Below are 17,447 nucleotides of genomic sequence, written 5' to 3' on the forward strand. Positions count from 1 at the left end.
CAGTAAAGAAGCATGAAGCATGTACCTTACGAAGGTTTTCAACAATGATCTGCATTATTAAAGTATGTAATTATTGTGACTGCTATGAATGTTATGATTTCAGGTATAAAAAAAGACACGGAATTTATTTTCCAATGTCTGACTATCTGTCGAAAGCTCCATACAATTCAACTCAAAATAATGGAATTAAATGGCAATATTTTCTTTCTATTTTAATACGAAATGAATGCCAAGTCAATCCATCTCAAAAAATATTGTTGTATATTTTCAGCCAATAATACGATAACAGGAAATGAGAAATCCTTCGACCATATCCTGTAGAAGTGCAGTCTTTGAGATGACAACAACCCCGTCCTTGTCATCCCTTGTCCTTCACTACCAAGCGCCGTAGTAGCCTATGGTTTCAGCACTGCTTTGGGCACCTTTTTTCATGCACTCTAAAATTGTTTTTCCTTCCAGGAGACCTAAAAGAAATCCCGCTATGTAACTGTCCCCAGCTCCCATGCTGTCTACTACTTCACATTTTACTATTCCAAACTCAGTGAATTCATTGCCATCATAAGCAATGCTGCCTCTTTCTCCTCTTGTAACAACTACAACACGGGGACCTTTAGATTTAACAAACTTCATAAATTCATGCAACTCTTCGTTACTCTTGCTGTCACAGGAAAAAAATGCGTAATCAACAAATGGTAAAGCCTTGTGTGTAATTTCATGGTCGATTTTATCTGCAAAATCAAAGGCTACAGGTACACCTCTTCCCTTGATTTTATGAAGCTCTGACTCAATCATTCCCCATATTCCGGTTACAACAAGATCATGGCTGCACAAAAATTCTATATCTTCTTCTCTTAGCTTGAAATCTGCCATAACACCTTCTTCATACTCCCCTAATATTCTGTCGCCATCTTTTAGTTCAACATGTGTTACTGCAGTCTTGCCATTTAATATTCTAATATGTGATGTGTCTACACCTTTTGCTTTTATGGCTTCAATCATAATTTTGCCATTTTCATCAGTTCCTACAACACCTGTGTATGATGAGTTTCCACCCATCCTTTTCACATAAACAGCAACATTAACAGGATTTCCGCCGGGAAAAGCCTCGCCTGTGCTGTCATAAACGTCCATGCAGTTGTCCCCAACTGCAGCTATTTTTATTTCTTTATCCATAATTTCCTCAACTCTCTGTAATTTTTTTAAATCTTCTATTGCTCTTCTTGCATAAAGAGAGGTTCATTGTAAAAAACAGACTGCTTCAAAATTTAGAAACAGCCTGCATCTTTAATTTAGCAGAATCAGCTATTAATAATCAAGCTGTCTGTAGTACCTTCTTATTTCCATAGGATGACAGTTAAGTTTTTCTATATGAACATCTATTCTTGTGGTTATTGCTCTCATTAATAGATGAGAAAGATGTCCTCTGAATTTTTCACTTATCCCCTTCATTTCATAATTCTTTGTATCAATTATATTATAGTTCGCACATACTCTGGGTAAAAATTTTGCAACCCTTTCACTGAGTGCTCTTTGGGAATCTTCTCCTATGAATACTGTGACAGCAGTGTCTCTGTCAATGATTTCAAACATTCCATGGAAAAATTCTGCACTGTGAATGGATTTTGTTCTAATCCAGTGCTGCTCTTCCCAGAAGCACATTGCATAGGAGTATGTTGCTCCATACTGATTTCCTGCTCCAACAAAATAATGTATGCTGTCATTCATATGCTTTCTTGCTATGCTCTCGCCAAGTTCATCGGCTGCTTTTTCAACTTCTACAAGACCGCGGGCAAGATGTCCATCAAGCTCAGCATAAAGCTCATGGTACTCATCAAATTCTCCTGCATTGTACATGAATCTGTCAGCTACCATGAAAAATTTGAGCTGCTCATTTTTAGGATATGAAATAAGATAATCTACCATTTTGGCAAGTTTAGTATCTGGATAATCAACAAAGCCAATTACTTTGGCACCGGCATCCTGAGCCTTTTTTACTCCGTCAACCATTTCTGATGTGCTTCCTGTAACAGAAGATATAACTACTACTGTGCCTTCTCCTACCTTTTTGTTTCCGGTTTTTATGTATTCTGCTGCGTTTTCAACAAAGAAGTTTATTGCTGATTGTTCCTTCATATGCACTTCAGCCTGCAGGCAGGATGCATATGTACCGCCTATACCAAGCCAACAGATGTTTTTATATCCTTTTTGACATATTCCATCCACAATAGATTCTATTTCACCTCTAATAGCCAATGCACCATTTACGCTGTCCAGCTGTTTTTGTTCGTCAAATTTTAACATTACTTTGTTCTCCTAAGCTTTTAATTTATTCCCCAACTTTTAATTTTTGATAATAGTCATTGTATATTGTAATTGCTTCCCCAACATCTTCCTGGAAAAATACATTTTGTTTATAGTCAAAATCTCTTGCAGGGTCATTTTTGTACGCATCTGAAGCTGCTTCAACTGCAGCATCATTTGGACATGAATATGGATATTCTATCAGGTTTGCAGCCATAACTTTAGGATCTGTGATGTAGTTTAAGAATTTTTCTGCAAGGTCCACATGCTTAGCTCCCTTTGGCACTACATAAAGGTCAAAACCAAGCTGTACCGGATCTTTTTCAAAATCAGCTATTACAAGATTATTTTTATCTCCAAGCTCTGACATAGCCCATGAAGCATTTCCATCATACGTAAATGCCACAGATGCAGTTCCGTTTGTTAGGTTTTGTTCAGCATTTCCGTATGCTACAACATTTTCATTATATTTTACAAGCCATTCATATGCTTCTGCTATTTCTTTTTCATCTGTTGAGTTAGGATCATATCCAAGGGCAACAAGTGCTATAGGAAACAGGTTTCTGGCTCCGTCTATTGTAGCTATTTGTCCCTTCAATGCTGGGTTTATAAGGTCATTGTAGCTTTTGATTTCAACAGGGCTTGTATCCTTGTTATAAACTACATAAATATAGTTCATAAGATATGGTACGCAGTATTCTTTTGCAGTCCAGTATGCTTCATTGATGTTTGAAGCATTAGGTATGTTTTCAAAGTTTATCTTCTCAACATATCCGCCTTCTACAAGTGATTCCATATAAGCATCACATGTCATTATAAGGTCATACTCTTGTCCTCCGCCTGCCGTTAGCTTTGTAATAGCATCTGCATTGTCACTCATGTAGGACAAATTTACTTTTGCATTGTTTTCTTTTTCAAATTTTGCTATTAAATCGTCTGATATGTATTGCTGCCACATATAAATATTCAGCTCTGTGCTTGGAGCTGCCTTGCCGCTTTCTACAGTTGAACCCGTCTTAGTTCCTCCACAGCCTGTAAAAAGCCCCATGATTAAAACCATGGTCAATAGAATGGAAATAATTTTTTTCATATTGTTGCCTCCGCCTTGTTGCGTTTTTTCAACGCATATTTAATTAAATTATTCAAAATCATTGCTAATACAATGACTAGAATCATGATTGTGGTGAGTGCATTAACATCAGGAGTAACCCCTGACTTGTTCATTGAGAGAATCAAAACCGGCAATGTTGAATTTTTTGCTCCTGCAAGCATATTACTCATGACAACATCATCTATTGAAAGAGTAAATGACAGAAAAGCTGCACTCATTACTCCCGGCATAATGCTGGGAAGAGTAACATTTAAAAATGTCTGAATTCTGTTGGCTCCAAGATCCATGGATGCTTCCTCCAGGCTGTAACCATCACCGCTTATACGGCCTTTGATAGTAACTACCGCATAAGGAATACAGAATGTGCAGTGACCTATTAATATGGTTCCCATTCCTAGAGCAAGTCCTATTTTCATAAATATAATAAGAAGTGCAACAGCCATAACAATTTCAGGAACTATTATAGGTATGTACAGCATATTGTTTATGAATTTCTTTCCTCTGAATTCATATTTTTTTAATCCCAATGCTCCAATTGTGCCTATGGCAACAGAAATTACGGTTGCCAATACTGCAATTACTATTGAATACCAAAGACTTCCGATTACAGCAGAGTTAGTGAATAATTTTGAATACCACTGGGTTGTGAAGCCATTCCAGTAATAGTTGTATCTCTGGTTGTTAAATGAAAATATCATCATCACAACTACCGGAATATAAAGTATGGTATATATTGCAATTGAATAAATTGCTCCTATTGTATCTTCAAATTTTTTTCTCTTTTGTTTTTTTGAAATACTCATTATACCACCTCCATGTCTTCAATATTTGCAAATCTGGTATAGATAAAAATGAGCAGTCCTGTTATAACAATCAGTAGTACTGAAAGAGCAGCTCCAAGAGGCCAGTTTCTTATTGCCCCAAACTGGTTTTTTATAATATTTCCTATATATAATACTTTTCCTCCCCCAAGCATGTCAGTTACGGTATATATTCCCAGAGAAGGTATGAATACCAGTATTATTGATGAGAATATTCCCGGAAATGTAAGCGGTAGCGTTATATTAAAAAATGTGGTACGCCTTGAAGCACCAAGATCCGCCGATGCTTCCAAAAGCGAATTGCTTAATTTTTCAATTGAGCTGTACATGGGAAGCACAGCAAATGGAAGCATGGTCGTTATCATACCAACCAATACAAGACCATCAGTATATACAAAGCTCATTGGTGTATCTATGAAACCTGTGCTAAGAAGAACCTTATTTACAGGTCCGCTTGTCTGAAACAATAAAAGCCAGCTGTTGAGCCTCATGAGAGAGTTTGTCCAAAATGGAATCATTATGAGCATTATGAGCCTTGAAGCCACTTCTTTTGGTTTTTTTGCAATATAATATGCAAATGGATATCCTATGAGAAGACAAAGCCCAGTAGTAATTAATGCCGCCTTTATGGATTTTACTATTACCTTAAAATATGTGGCATCCAGCAATGTCTCATAACTTTCCAATGAAAATTCATAAACAACATCACCAAACACTCCCCTTGACATAAAGCTTATGTAGATAATATACAGCATAGGCAGTGTTACAAATAAAATCATCCATAGTGAAACCGGTCCTGCCATGGCTAAGGCAGGCAGAGTCATTTTTCGCTTTAAAATATTTTTGTTATTCATATGCCCTCCGCTACTTCGAAGCCTTAATGGCAACAGCTCTTTCCGGATTCCAGTATATATTTATAGAATCTCCTTCTTGGAAATCTTCATCTTTCTCAAATCGGGAATACTTTATTTCAGTGTTATCTTTCAAATCAACAGATGTTTTTACAACAGTTCCCATGTATGTGAAATCTTTAATAGTACCATTTAGATTAAAACCATCCACAGGATCTGGACTTACCTTTACATACTCTGGTCTAATGGACACATGGAGGCTTTCACCCACATGAAATCCTTCTCCTTTAACTTTCATGGTACCGGCTGAAGTTTTAACATCTAGTATTCCATCCACTAAGCCTGTTACCTCTCCATCAAAAATATTGGATTCACCAATGAAACCTGCCACAAATTTAGTGATTGGCCTGTTGTAAATTTCTATGGGTGTAGCAAGCTGTTCTATAATACCTTCATTCATAACTGCTATTCTGTCACTCATTGTGAGAGCTTCTTCCTGGTCATGAGTTACATATACAAATGTTATTCCAAGTTTCTTCTGCAGTCTTTTCAGTTCCACCTGCATCTGCTTTCTAAGCTTAAGGTCAAGAGCTCCAAGGGGTTCATCAAGGAGTAATACCTTAGGATTATTTATAAGAGCCCTTGCAATTGCAACTCTTTGTTTCTGACCTCCCGAAAGCGCATCAGGCTTCCTGTTTTCATATCCCTTTAGCTGGACAAGATCCAGCATTTCATTAACTCTTTTTGTGATTTCATCTTTTGGTCTTTTTCTGATTTTAAGTCCATAAGCTATGTTATCAAATACCGTCATGTGCGGAAAAAGTGCATAGTTCTGAAAGACTGTATTTACATCTCTTTCAAAAGGTTCCTTATCTTCAACACTTACTCCCTGAACCTTGATAGTTCCACAAGAAGCTTCTTCAAAACCAGCAATCATTCGAAGTGTTGTGGTTTTCCCACATCCTGAAGGTCCAAGAAGAGTAAGGAATTCTCCTTCTTGTATTTCAATATTCATGTTTTTTACAACCTTGTTTTTTCCGAAACTTTTTTCAACATCTATTAATGACACAATAGAATCAGGCAATACTGAAGTTACAACAGAATCAGACATATTTCACCTCTTAATTTAACGTTAAACTTTTTTATTGTTTTAAAACTTGTACTTTTTATTTATCTGCAGCTCACTTGCCGTAAAGGAGACTGAAAAATCCCGCATTTATACTTAAACTGTAACATTAGGCCACAATTCTGTGTAAAACGTGGTCCTGTCTCCTATGTTCAATGACCTTGTGGCTTCTACTACTCTTTCATCCATATCGTAAGAAATCGATTCTAACAAGAATGCAGGTGTATGTTCAATAACATCCAACATTCTGGCTTCATTTTTATATAAAGTAGTTATTTTTATCCACTGCTTGGAATATTTAAATTTATGGTTGTACACTTCTTCAATAACCTTGTACAAGGAATTGTTTTCAAAGTCATACTGAAGTAGGTTATCAAAAAGACTCACTGGCAAATAAGAATATTCCATGGCAAGAGGTATATCGTCTCCATACCTTATACGCACTATTTCATAAACCTTTGTGCCGATTGTAGTTTCAAGCAGCGAAGCAACTTTTTTATCTGCTTCAATTATGCCGGATTTCACTACCTTATTGCTTGGCTTGATACCCTTGGACCTAAGCATTTGCGAAAAACCACTGAGCTTAACAAAGTCTCTTTCAAAATTTGGAAGCCTCACAAAAGTACCCTTGCCTTTTACTCTGTAAGCGTACCCCAAATCCACAAGCTGAGTTAAAGCATTCCTTGCAGTCATTCTGCTTATGTTGTATGTATTACTTATATCTCTTTCAGATGGAAGCTGACAACCGCTCTTAAGCTCTCCGGAATTTATTTTTTCAATGAGAATATCCTTGATTTGAATATATACCGGAGGAATATATGAATTGTTTTTCATATGGTTTTATCCTTTCATAGCGTGGTATACTTGTATATACCACTATATTAATAGTAGCACAACAGTATAACACTTGCAAGGAAATTTTTAAAGGCAGCCATCAAAAATGTTGAAAAACCGCCTTTTATTTGGTCGATGCATGTCAATCGGGACGTTATTAGCCCATCTAAAAAGATGATCTTCTGCACCCTTGCTCTTCCTTATTTTTAATTCTCGTTATTGTCATAGCACATCCATTACCTTCACCATCTGCAACTGTGGTTGGAAAACTTATTTCAACATTTGGAAAAGGATAACAAATCGCATAGTCACAATGACCTAACATATCTCTGCAAAACTCTTTTTGTAATTCTTTGGAAACTCCTAATCTTTCCAGTGCTTCAACATGGGGACAATTATGAAAGACTTTAATTGCTTTGTCGTCAGTAAATTCCGTAATTTCTTGTTGAAATACTAGCCAGCCACCTTTTGATGTTTGACCTATAATAGCTTCCTTTGGCCCTATATTTTCAGCACCATATTTTTTTGCAATTTGATTTCCTTGAAATAAACCGAAGTCCCAAGAACCTTCTCTTATAACTTTATTTGCATCAATATCCGGATATAATTCTTTTAATTTTTTCCAAATAAAAAAAATTTGAGTTGTTCTATCCATGTAGGCACTTTTTACAGCTTCATGAAATTCTTCTAGTTTTACATCTTCTTCTAGTTTTAAACTATCAACAAAATATTTAACTTCATTATTTTCTTCTTTCATATTTATACCTCGCTTTGTAATTTATTTATTGCATATATTATAATGCTTACCGCTAATTTATATAATATATACCACTAATACCATCTTATTTAGTGTTTTAATTATTATTACTAAATCATTTTTTGTAATAAACTTTCATATATATAATTAAAATATAAATTGGGAGGGTTTTGTGTGAATATAAAAAGAAAACCTACTTTTAAAGAAGCAATCATACCTATTTTTTCAATGCTCCTTATTCTTGGAATTGGTTATGGTAAAATGAAGTTACCAATACAAGTACTGCTACTTATTGCAGCTTTTATCGCAGCTATGGTTGGCAAGAGGTTAGGACTGACTTGGAATGACATGATGGATGGTATTAGTGAAAAAGTTAATAGTTCCTTAACTTCAATTTTTGTTATGATATGTGTTGGAGCACTCATTGGTTCTTGGATGGTTTCCGGAACTATTCCAATGATGATTTATTATGGTATTCAAGTTATTAATCCTAAATATTTATTAGCTACGGCTTTTCTAGTAACAGCGCTTATATCTACTTTTACGGGAACTTCATTTGGATCTGCCGGTACAGCTGGAGTAGCTGTAATGGGGATTGCTATTGCGCTTAATGTACCTCTAGCTCCTGTTGCCGGTGCAGTTGTAGCCGGCTCTGTCTTCGGTGATAAATTATCTCCATTTTCGGATACAACAATCCTTGCTCCTGTGGCTGCCGGTAGTGAACTATATGAACATATAAAGCATATGTTATACACAACTGGTGCAGGGACAATTTTAGGTCTTATAGTATATTTAATAATCGGACTTAATACTTCAAATTCATCAATATCTAGTCCTGAAAAGGTCCTAATTATGCTCACAACTTTAGATATCATGTTTAATTGGAATATACTATTACTGTTACCACCTGTAATAATTTTATATGGTGCGTACAAGAAGAAACCTACAATTCCAATAATGCTTTTATCTTCTACAGTAGCTGCATTATTGGGTATTCTAATACAGAACTTTTCAGTAAAGAATGTATTTACAGCTATTTTAAATGGTTTTAATGTTTCTATGGTTAATTCTACTGGATTCGATAGTGCAAATGTCATTAAAGAAATTACTACTTTATTAAATCGTGGCGGTATGGTAGGTATGATGGGAACTGTTCTATTAATACTAACAACTTTCGCTTTTGCTGGTATTGTTAGTAAATCTGGTTCTATGGAAGTCATTCTTGAGAATATTATGAAATATGTAAAATCAACAGGTGACTTAATACTATCTACATCGTTATCATGTATTTTAATGGCCATCGTAACTGGTAGTTCTTATTTGGCTATATTAATCCCTGGTGAGATGTTTAGAGAATTATATAAAGAAAAAGGATTGCATCCTAAAAATTTATCCAGAACATTAGAAGACTCCGGTACTTGCGTTGTTCCATTAGTTCCATGGTCTATAGCCGGAACATATATGGCAACAACCTTGGGCGTATCAACATTAGAATATTTACCGTGGGCTATTATGTGTTATATGAGTGTAATATTTGCTATAACATTTGGTTATACAGGTTTATTTATTTCAAAAAATAATTAGTAATAAGAAATTATCGATAAAATTTAACCTATCTTCTGAATTTATACATATTTAGGTCAATTCAAAAATGCCATGCCATTCCAACAGCTACTGATACGTAAGTGCATTATAATAAGGTATAAAAAAATCTGATAATATGATTTAAAATCAATTATTAGATTTTTTTCATAAAGATTGACTTCCAGTTGTAAATTCTATCACTTCAACACAGAATTTTCCTGCCTGGTGTTTGGATAGCGATAAGTAATCATCCAGCCTAAATACCATAGTATAGTCCGAGGCGTGCAAAGCATAGCCAAAAGTTATGTCCACATAAATTGTTTTAGGTTGGCCCACATATTCTGTAGGGCATAAAATTCTCTTGAAGCTCCTTGGTTTCCGTTTCTGCCAGTGGGGACTGTTCTTTCTGACCAGCTTTTCTTAGTTGGTCGGGAAGAACAGTCCCCTACGTCTAGTCCAATTTACTTGTTTTTTATTTCATTTATTCCAAAAACTTCTATCTCGCATGCACACCATCATCAGTTGCATTATAATGAGCATCCGGATGCTGCGCGCACATAAATTTCTACCCCTGGTTTTAGTGTGAATTTAACCAACGTATTCAGCATATGCGTTCCAAATCATTTTAAGTTTCTCACTTAAATTTAACCGCCGTGCCATAAACTATTACTTCGGCTGCACCCTGCATAACTGCTGAAGAAGCATATCTGATATTGATAACGGCGTCTGCATGCAGCTCTTCTGCTTCAGCAACCATACGCTTTGTTGCAATAGCTCTTGCATCATTCATCATTTCATTATATGCAACTAGTTCGCCCCCAATCAGAGTCTTTAAACCTTGGGTAATATCACGGCCGATGTTTTTTGACTGGATGGTACTTCCTTTAACAAGGCCCAGCATTTCAAACTCTTTTCCTGTAATGTAATCAGTATTTACTAATATCATCTTCCTCACCACTCCTTATTTCTTTAATTCGCTCAACAAGAACGTATACACAAGCACCCGCTAACAGCAAAGGGATAGCAAGACCCAATATTTTAATTAGCAAAGGCATGCTGTCATCAAATGCAAATAAAAATACAAATCCAATAAAGTACAATACAACAACTATGGTTATCACAATGGGTGCAATCATCTTTTTTGTGTGCATTTTATCACCTCATCTTATTATACCCCATTTTTGAAAAGAAACAATACGCGTTCAATTGAATCCATAAGAAGTTATTAATTATATTAAGCACTTTTCCATCTCATCCAATACTGCATTGAAAAACTTTTCTCCCAGTTCTGCATTTGCCACAGTTGGATCACCAATGACACCAATTTCTGATACTCCTACTATTCCATACTTAAACATATTATCCAAAAATTCTTTGTCGGGTGTTCCTACAAAACCTGCCTTGGCTTCTTCCATGTTTACCAGCTCCGGCTCCAGATAAAGCATCACTGAAGTCTCGAATGCACATGCATGGCCGCCGCAGCTTCCAACAGGCATATTGTATTGCTTTTCAAATGACGAAAAAAGCTTCATCAGAAACTCTAACGAAAGTGTATTTCTTAAAAGCTTATCAGGATGTGCAGCTTGCAATTCTTCAACAATTGTCTTTGTTTCCTGCATATTTCCTCCATGAGAGGATATAAAAATGAACTTTTTAAAACCATGTCTTATGTAACAATCAACATAATCTCTAGCTATTCCTCTGAAAACATCTTTCTTCAATGAAAGGCTTCCAGGCAAAGCCAGATGATGTTCTGATAATCCCGGTATTATCGGTGGTGCTACCAAGGCATTTTTTAGTCTTTCAGCCAGACCGCATGCAAATCCTAGACCTATTATTTCATCAGTGCATTCCGCCAAATGCAGACCATGCTGTTCCGTGGATGCTAAAACAATTATTACAGTATCACATCCGCTGTCAATTTTATTTTTAATCTGGGGCCAGGACATGTATTTTAACTGATAATCTCTTTTTATCATAACTACTCCTTTATTTGAACAACCATTAAAATTTCAACCGGAGTATTAAAAGGAAGAACATTAGTTCCCAGTGCTGCTCGTGTATGTTTGCCAGCCTCACCAAACACTTCAACAAATAAATCAGATGCACCATTGATTACATAGGGCTGGTCATAAAATTCGTCACTGCATGCCACAAAACCCTGCAGACTTATTATCTTCTCAACCTTGTCCAAGTCACCCAGCTCATTTTTTAATATGCTAAGCATATTTATGGCAGAAATTCTTGCAGCCAAATAACCATCTTCCTTGTTAAGTTCCTTACCAAGCTTTCCATGATACAGAATTTTTCCTTCTACAACAGGTCCGGTACCAGAAAGATAAAGCAAATTTCCGGTTTTTCGAACTCCCACATAATTAGCCACCGGTTTGTTTAATGGCGGAAGCTCAATTCCAAGTTCATAAAGATTTTGTTCAATAATTGCCATAAAATCACCCTTTCATTTATAATATATTAAGTTAATCCTTGTACAAGTACTAGAAACCTTTTAAATTACAAACAATATTGTAACCCCTATAACAGATATGACAGCACCTAATATCTCTTTAGGAGATACTTTTTCTTTTAATACAAATATAGACAGAGGAATAATAAGAACCGGTATTATTGAAGTAATGGTGGAAGAAACTCCGGTTGTGGTATATTGAATAGCCAGAAGACTGAATGATACCCCTAAGAAAGGACCAAACAACGAACCACAGAACAAATACTTTGTTGCATCCATATTCTTAACATCTTCCTTTAACTTGTCCCACTTCTTCATAAATAAAATTACAACAGTAAAGCCTACTATACCGGCTATAATCCTAATTTGTGTTGCAGCAAAAGGGTCATAATCTCCCATACCTATTTTGCTGAATATTAATCCAAACGCTTGACCGAACGCGCCGATTAAAGCGTAGACTATTCCCTTAATAGAACGAGAAAATTTAAAATTATTGCCTTCCGGATTTTTAACCAATACAACAACCGCAATGCCAAAAATTGTTACAAACATACCGACAAAATCGGACACAGATATCAATTCTCTCATTGTTACAAACCCCAGCAATGCTGTGATTGGAGGTGCAAGTGCCATAATAAGCATAGATGTCCTTGCTCCAATTTCTAAATAAGCCTGAAACAAAAACAAGTCTCCTATTACAAACCCAATGAGTCCTGAAATACTAAGATACAGCCATGACTTTAATGTTGCATCCACCGGCAGCATCATTCCTCTTGAAAATGTTGTGAACAAACTTATTAATATAAACCCCATAATTAATCTTATGTAATTTACAGACAAAGAACCAATTTTCTTGCCAGCTATTTCAAAGCATATAGCAGTTATAGTCCAAAATATTGCTGTAAAAAGTGAATAAATTTCTCCTAAATGAGATTGAATCATCATGCCCTCCGTTAGCCATTATGGCTTATTTTCTAATGCTAAATTATATCACCATAATAAACTGTATACAACATTTATATAATAAATTGGAACGGTTCTCATAGTTCATAGTTTCTTTATTTCCACAAAATATGGCTGTGCATATCAATCATTTAATTCTCCCCCGAATGCTAATAATAGCTATAATAATACTTGTGGTGCTTTGCAACAGGCACCTTGTTGAGAATTGTGCCGATTACGTTTGCATTGACACGTCTTAAGTTTGCCTTTTTCATTTCTAGCTATTTCAATTAATAAAAATTCATGTATTCATCAATATCCTGTTTCAATTAAATAAAAGTGTGGAATTTATTCAAACAATACATTTTAGATTTAATTATTATTTTTATGCCAATTCCATGCATCTATAATGATTTTTTCCAAGGAATCATATTTAGGTCGCCAACCCAAGACTTTCTTAGCCTTATCGTATGAGGCTATTAATATAGCCGGATCTCCGGCTCTTCTTTCCTTTATCTCGGCAGGAATTAGATGTCCTGAAACTTTTCTTGACATATCAATAACTTCTTTTACAGAATAGCCATTACCATTACCAAGATTAAATACATCGCTTTTGTTTCCTTTTCTTAAGTACTCGAGTGCAAGGAAGTGAGCTGATGCTAAATCCATAACATGAATGTAATCTCTTATGCATGTACCATCTGTTGTGGGATAATCATCTCCATAAATAAAAATCTTATCACGTTTGCCCAGTGGAACCTGCAAAACCAGCGGAATTAAGTGTGTTTCTGGATTATGATCTTCTCCTATAATTCCACTTTCATGTGCTCCCGCTGCATTGAAATATCTCAATGATACATATCTAATTCCATAAGCATTATCAAACCACTTCATCATTTTTTCCATGGTAAGCTTGGTTTCCCCATAAGTATTTGTAGGATTTGTTTCATAATGCTCTAAAATAGGTATTTGCTTAGATTCCCCATAAGTAGCAGCTGAAGATGAAAATACAATCTTATTTACATTGTTCTTTTTCATCACATCAAGGAGGCACATCATCCCGAATACATTGTTATGATAGTATTCATATGGCTTCTCCATACTTTCTCCCACCAACGAACTTGCAGCAAAATGTATTACAGCTTCAACATCATTAGTTTTGAAGACCTTATCTACTGCTTCCTTATCTCTAATATCTATTTTATAAAATTTTTTAACCTGAACTGACTTTTCATGACCGCTTTGTAAATTATCTACAACTATTACTTCTTCATTTTGGTCTAGAAAATATTTTACTGTATGCGAACCTATGTATCCCGCCCCACCTGTAATAAGCATCATATATTTCCCCCTATTATTTATCTAATAGTCATTTGTTCATTAAAGAACCTTCCGATGAAATTATTTTCACAAACAAATCTATGATATTAAATTTACGGTTAACAAGTATCTTGATTGATTAAGTCAAACAATATATCAGGCATTTCTCTATAGCTGTTAAAGGGAATAGGCACTATTTATAATTGCCAACCGAGAACCGTCACCTATGTATTATTCTAATTTTAACATTTTATCCAATGCCTCATTGTCAATTATTCGTTCGAGTACACTGTATTTAGGTTCTATTATGATTTCACCATCCCTGTTTATAATTCCACCGTTATACCCGGTGTCAGAATCATAAAAAATTGCATATCCGTCATAACCAAATACTAAATCCAAATCATCATCAAATAAATCTTTCATTGTTGTCATAAATGAAGAATAGCTTTTATTTACCTCCATGTCCACACTTTCATCACCATATGTTGTTACAATTTCACCTTTTTTATTTATTCTGCGCCAAACATCTTCTAATTTAACATAAGCATACCCGTTAGAAAAAGTTCTGACATAGTTTGGATCAAGTTCAGGTTTTATTATAATATTTCCTTGTGCATCAATAAATCCGACCTTATCATTTTCATAAAATATTCCCATTCCATCTGAAAATGTTATTTCACTTTCATATATTGGCTGTATAACAAATTTCCCTTCTTTATCAATTACTCCATATTTACCATCTGACTTAACACAAGCTAATCCATCAGAAAAACCATCATCAACATCTTCGTATATAGGCTCAATAATAATTTTTCCGCTTTCATCAATAAATCCATATTTTTCATCAATCATTACACAGGCCATTCCTTCTGAGAATCCGCCAATGTAATCAAAGGCAGGTTCAATTACATAATTGCCTTCCTTATTGATACATCCCCATTTGCCTTCTGATGCAACACAGCTTAGACCGTTTGAAAAATCCTCAGCATAATCATACAATGCATTTACGGCTGTTTTACCATCACTTACATTAATAAACCCATACTTGCCGTCTTTAATAAATTTAATCATGCCATCATTAGATAGTTTTCTTCCTGCAACAAAAGAATCCACAATATCTTCAGAAACAATATTTCCTTTTTTATCTATTAAAGCATATCCATCATCAATATACACAGCAGCTAAACCCTCTGTAAATTTGTATGTTTGCGGTAATGCATCATTTGATATTGTGAATTGACACTTTATAACCTCGTTTCCGCTTTCATCAACAAATCCCACTAATCCATTTTTACCTACAGTCCATAAACCTTCACTATAACCTGCTACTCCTTGATATTGCGGCTCTACAATGAGATTGCCTTTTAGATCAATAAAACCAATTTTTCCTTTTACATTAACCGCTGCTGTTTTTCCTGAAAATGGTGATACATCTGTATACTCCGGATTTATAACAACTTCTCCTTGTTTGTTAGCATAACCCCAAGATCCTTTTATTTTAACAGGTATCAATCCGTTAGCTAAAATAGGAGTTATATTGTCAAATTCGTTAAGCACTTCATCATTTATGCTTAGAAGCATAACCTTTCCGTCATTCCTTGAAATGAGTAAATCATCTACATATACGTCATCCTTTGCACTGTCTAAACTTTCCCCCTCACAACAATTTAAAAATAAAATGATAATAACAAATAACAATAGAACTACATGTTTGCTATCTTTTTTACTCATGGTTAATCCCCCTTTTTTGCATTGTATTTTTTATTTATGCACTCAGCATTTAGCTAGAGTGCTTGATGATAACGTTTGTCCTGCAAGCTTGCACTTACATCTTTTGTTATTATGTTGCCATATAAGTTTTTCCATCCTGGACTAATAAGTTTTCTATTTTAATAATACTTTGAATAGCAGAATTTACTCTTGAATCATTATCACTTCGTAATCTGCAAATTTGTTCATCTGTTGGCTCGTACAAACTTTGACTAAAATTCTAAATCACTAAACAAATCATAACCATTATCATAAAAATATTTTAGTATTACAGCAATAATATGTATTTGTATCGAAATCTTATTTTTATCTTGATCGATTAAATCAAACAATATATCAGGTATTTCTCTATAGCTGTTAAAGGGAATTGTCACTATTCTATAATCACCAATCTCCAAATATTCCTTCAACGATTTTTTGATTTTATCATGTCTAATATTAATGTAAGTAATTCCAAAAAAATCCGGTTTGCCGCCTCTTTCCAGAAGTCTTGCAAAACCAATCACCTTTGACTTCATTTTTACATTTTTAAAAAGGAGCCCACATTCTTCTCTGAGTTCTCTTTCCATTGTAATCTTCACCAGTTCCTGAAATGTTTGATCTGATTCCTTCTTTTTTCTAATTAATTTTTTTAAATCCCTGAAGTCTGTTGAGCCAGAGCCGGAAGGTGCCAGCCTGCCTCTGTTTGCATCAGACTTAGCTGACTGACTGTTAATTATTATGTAATTATCATTGGTTACTGCCAATGTTGATCCGCCCAAATAGTTTGAACACAGACTTTCGCATAATTGTATTAATTCTCCGTTTTCATCTAACAATAAATCTTCACCTTTGAAAACAAATGAATCATAAATGTTTATAACGCTTTTAAGCTTGGTATAAACCATTTCATTTGTGCATAATCCTTGAAAGTAATCTGTCTTTTGTACCCTAATCTTATTATCATGGTTAAGGTATATTTCATCAGCTAATCCTATTAATTGGCTGTTGTATATTGTACTTTTTGCTTTAAATGCTTTATTTAGTGCATAAGGAGCTATACTTTTAACTTCTTTTGATAAAATAAACTTGCCTGAATAATCAAGATTCAACGAAAACTTGCCCGAATAAATTAAGTTGTTGACTTCATCACTCATTACAAATCTTTCATTATTAAACTCTTGAATGCTATACCCATTCTCCCTGTAAACATATGGCAATATGATTTTATCACGTACATTAGACTTGTAATTATTAACTTCAATTTCAAAAAATTCATTATTTCGTTCATCCAATTCCTGTGTTTCTACATAAAACTTATATGCAATCGAAAATATAGAGAATGCAATAACTAATATTTCTATTGTATTTGCATTACCATGCAGGTTTTCAGGAATAATGTTTATATACATTGAGAATATACCGACCACTACTCCCAATATACTATAAATATAGTTGTTGCTAAGTCCAAATATCATCAAACGCTTTTGAATTTCTCCAATGAACCTTTTCATACTATGCTCCTAACATTGGCATTCTGTATATATTAAAATAAACATGAATTAATCATGTTTATTTTTTGTT

17 protein-coding genes are annotated in these 17,447 nt (G+C 34.7%); 1 reads left to right on the forward strand and 16 read right to left on the reverse strand.

Annotated elements, in window-relative coordinates:
* Window positions 1-375: 375 nt before the first annotated feature.
* The 8 genes from frlD to BN358_RS20030 all read right to left on the reverse strand — a co-directional run bounded on the left by frlD (window position 376) and on the right by BN358_RS20030 (window position 7,801).
* Window positions 376-1,173, reverse strand: a complete 798-nt coding sequence (gene frlD / locus BN358_RS19995; protein ID WP_019230315.1) for a fructoselysine 6-kinase — start codon at window positions 1,171-1,173, stop codon at window positions 376-378.
* Window positions 1,174-1,305: 132 nt separating this feature from the next.
* Complete coding sequence (locus BN358_RS20000) at window positions 1,306-2,301, reverse strand: SIS domain-containing protein (RefSeq protein ID WP_019230316.1); 996 nt, start codon at window positions 2,299-2,301, stop codon at window positions 1,306-1,308.
* 25 nt (window positions 2,302-2,326) lie between these two features.
* On the reverse strand, window positions 2,327-3,391 hold the full coding sequence (locus BN358_RS20005; RefSeq protein ID WP_019230317.1) for a spermidine/putrescine ABC transporter substrate-binding protein: 1,065 nt from the start codon (window positions 3,389-3,391) through the stop codon (window positions 2,327-2,329).
* On the reverse strand, window positions 3,388-4,215 hold the full coding sequence (locus BN358_RS20010; RefSeq protein ID WP_019230318.1) for an ABC transporter permease: 828 nt from the start codon (window positions 4,213-4,215) through the stop codon (window positions 3,388-3,390). Before BN358_RS20010 ends, BN358_RS20005 begins: the two co-directional genes overlap by 4 nt.
* A complete protein-coding gene (locus tag BN358_RS20015) occupies window positions 4,215-5,087 on the reverse strand; it encodes an ABC transporter permease (protein ID WP_019230319.1) in 873 nt (290 codons plus the stop codon). The genes BN358_RS20010 and BN358_RS20015 overlap by 1 nt, the downstream gene beginning before the upstream one ends.
* Before the next feature lie 10 nt (window positions 5,088-5,097).
* Window positions 5,098-6,195 carry an ABC transporter ATP-binding protein gene (locus BN358_RS20020; RefSeq protein WP_019230320.1) on the reverse strand — a complete coding sequence of 366 codons (1,098 nt, stop codon included), beginning with the start codon at window positions 6,193-6,195 and terminating at the stop codon, window positions 5,098-5,100.
* A gap of 111 nt (window positions 6,196-6,306) precedes the next feature.
* Complete coding sequence (locus BN358_RS20025; protein ID WP_019230321.1) at window positions 6,307-7,044, reverse strand: GntR family transcriptional regulator; 738 nt, start codon at window positions 7,042-7,044, stop codon at window positions 6,307-6,309.
* 166 nt (window positions 7,045-7,210) lie between these two features.
* On the reverse strand, window positions 7,211-7,801 hold the full coding sequence (locus tag BN358_RS20030) for an L-2-amino-thiazoline-4-carboxylic acid hydrolase (RefSeq protein WP_019230322.1): 591 nt from the start codon (window positions 7,799-7,801) through the stop codon (window positions 7,211-7,213).
* A 174-nt stretch (window positions 7,802-7,975) separates the two neighbouring features.
* Between BN358_RS20030 and nhaC the strand changes: the two genes are divergently transcribed.
* Entirely contained in the window at window positions 7,976-9,385 is a 1,410-nt protein-coding gene (gene nhaC, locus BN358_RS20035) for a Na+/H+ antiporter NhaC (protein WP_019230323.1), read from the forward strand.
* Between the two features lie 634 nt (window positions 9,386-10,019).
* Here nhaC and BN358_RS20040 read toward each other — a convergent pair.
* The 8 genes from BN358_RS20040 to BN358_RS20075 all read right to left on the reverse strand — a co-directional run bounded on the left by BN358_RS20040 (window position 10,020) and on the right by BN358_RS20075 (window position 17,377).
* Window positions 10,020-10,331 (reverse strand): YbjQ family protein, encoded by a 312-nt coding sequence (locus BN358_RS20040; RefSeq protein WP_019230324.1) that lies wholly within the window; start codon window positions 10,329-10,331, stop codon window positions 10,020-10,022.
* On the reverse strand, window positions 10,312-10,536 hold the full coding sequence (locus tag BN358_RS20045) for a hypothetical protein (RefSeq protein ID WP_019230325.1): 225 nt from the start codon (window positions 10,534-10,536) through the stop codon (window positions 10,312-10,314). The genes BN358_RS20040 and BN358_RS20045 overlap by 20 nt, the downstream gene beginning before the upstream one ends.
* Before the next feature lie 78 nt (window positions 10,537-10,614).
* Window positions 10,615-11,364, reverse strand: a complete 750-nt coding sequence (locus tag BN358_RS20050) for a creatininase family protein (protein WP_019230326.1) — start codon at window positions 11,362-11,364, stop codon at window positions 10,615-10,617.
* A 2-nt stretch (window positions 11,365-11,366) separates the two neighbouring features.
* Window positions 11,367-11,831: a RidA family protein gene (locus BN358_RS20055; protein ID WP_019230327.1), complete on the reverse strand. Its 465-nt coding sequence runs from the start codon at window positions 11,829-11,831 to the stop codon at window positions 11,367-11,369.
* Window positions 11,832-11,891: 60 nt separating this feature from the next.
* The gene (locus BN358_RS20060) at window positions 11,892-12,791 is read right to left on the reverse strand and encodes a DMT family transporter (protein ID WP_019230328.1); all 900 of its coding nucleotides are present in this window, start codon (window positions 12,789-12,791) and stop codon (window positions 11,892-11,894) included.
* A gap of 372 nt (window positions 12,792-13,163) precedes the next feature.
* On the reverse strand, window positions 13,164-14,132 hold the full coding sequence (gene galE / locus BN358_RS20065) for a UDP-glucose 4-epimerase GalE (protein WP_019230329.1): 969 nt from the start codon (window positions 14,130-14,132) through the stop codon (window positions 13,164-13,166).
* A 210-nt stretch (window positions 14,133-14,342) separates the two neighbouring features.
* Window positions 14,343-15,845 carry a WG repeat-containing protein gene (locus BN358_RS20070; protein ID WP_019230330.1) on the reverse strand — a complete coding sequence of 501 codons (1,503 nt, stop codon included), beginning with the start codon at window positions 15,843-15,845 and terminating at the stop codon, window positions 14,343-14,345.
* A 251-nt stretch (window positions 15,846-16,096) separates the two neighbouring features.
* Window positions 16,097-17,377, reverse strand: a complete 1,281-nt coding sequence (locus tag BN358_RS20075; protein WP_019230331.1) for a hypothetical protein — start codon at window positions 17,375-17,377, stop codon at window positions 16,097-16,099.
* Between the last annotated feature and the right edge of the window lie 70 nt (window positions 17,378-17,447).

This window comes from Sedimentibacter sp. B4, from assembly GCF_000309315.1.
GTDB classification, from domain to species: Bacteria; Bacillota; Clostridia; order Tissierellales; family Sedimentibacteraceae; genus Sedimentibacter; species Sedimentibacter saalensis.

What these genes read in the sequence shown, in the direction of transcription:
- frlD (WP_019230315.1), bottom strand. Translation starts at nt 1,173, where the DNA reads ATGGATAAAGAAATAAAAATAGCTGCAGTTGGGGACAACTGCATGGAC.
- BN358_RS20000 (WP_019230316.1), bottom strand. Translation starts at nt 2,301, where the DNA reads ATGTTAAAATTTGACGAACAAAAACAGCTGGACAGCGTAAATGGTGCA.
- BN358_RS20005 (WP_019230317.1), bottom strand. Translation starts at nt 3,391, where the DNA reads ATGAAAAAAATTATTTCCATTCTATTGACCATGGTTTTAATCATGGGG.
- BN358_RS20010 (WP_019230318.1), bottom strand. Translation starts at nt 4,215, where the DNA reads ATGAGTATTTCAAAAAAACAAAAGAGAAAAAAATTTGAAGATACAATA.
- BN358_RS20015 (WP_019230319.1), bottom strand. Translation starts at nt 5,087, where the DNA reads ATGAATAACAAAAATATTTTAAAGCGAAAAATGACTCTGCCTGCCTTA.
- BN358_RS20020 (WP_019230320.1), bottom strand. Translation starts at nt 6,195, where the DNA reads ATGTCTGATTCTGTTGTAACTTCAGTATTGCCTGATTCTATTGTGTCA.
- BN358_RS20025 (WP_019230321.1), bottom strand. Translation starts at nt 7,044, where the DNA reads ATGAAAAACAATTCATATATTCCTCCGGTATATATTCAAATCAAGGAT.
- BN358_RS20030 (WP_019230322.1), bottom strand. Translation starts at nt 7,801, where the DNA reads ATGAAAGAAGAAAATAATGAAGTTAAATATTTTGTTGATAGTTTAAAA.
- BN358_RS20040 (WP_019230324.1), bottom strand. Translation starts at nt 10,331, where the DNA reads ATGATATTAGTAAATACTGATTACATTACAGGAAAAGAGTTTGAAATG.
- BN358_RS20045 (WP_019230325.1), bottom strand. Translation starts at nt 10,536, where the DNA reads ATGCACACAAAAAAGATGATTGCACCCATTGTGATAACCATAGTTGTT.
- BN358_RS20050 (WP_019230326.1), bottom strand. Translation starts at nt 11,364, where the DNA reads ATGATAAAAAGAGATTATCAGTTAAAATACATGTCCTGGCCCCAGATT.
- BN358_RS20055 (WP_019230327.1), bottom strand. Translation starts at nt 11,831, where the DNA reads ATGGCAATTATTGAACAAAATCTTTATGAACTTGGAATTGAGCTTCCG.
- BN358_RS20060 (WP_019230328.1), bottom strand. Translation starts at nt 12,791, where the DNA reads ATGATTCAATCTCATTTAGGAGAAATTTATTCACTTTTTACAGCAATA.
- galE (WP_019230329.1), bottom strand. Translation starts at nt 14,132, where the DNA reads ATGATGCTTATTACAGGTGGGGCGGGATACATAGGTTCGCATACAGTA.
- BN358_RS20070 (WP_019230330.1), bottom strand. Translation starts at nt 15,845, where the DNA reads ATGAGTAAAAAAGATAGCAAACATGTAGTTCTATTGTTATTTGTTATT.
- BN358_RS20075 (WP_019230331.1), bottom strand. Translation starts at nt 17,377, where the DNA reads ATGAAAAGGTTCATTGGAGAAATTCAAAAGCGTTTGATGATATTTGGA.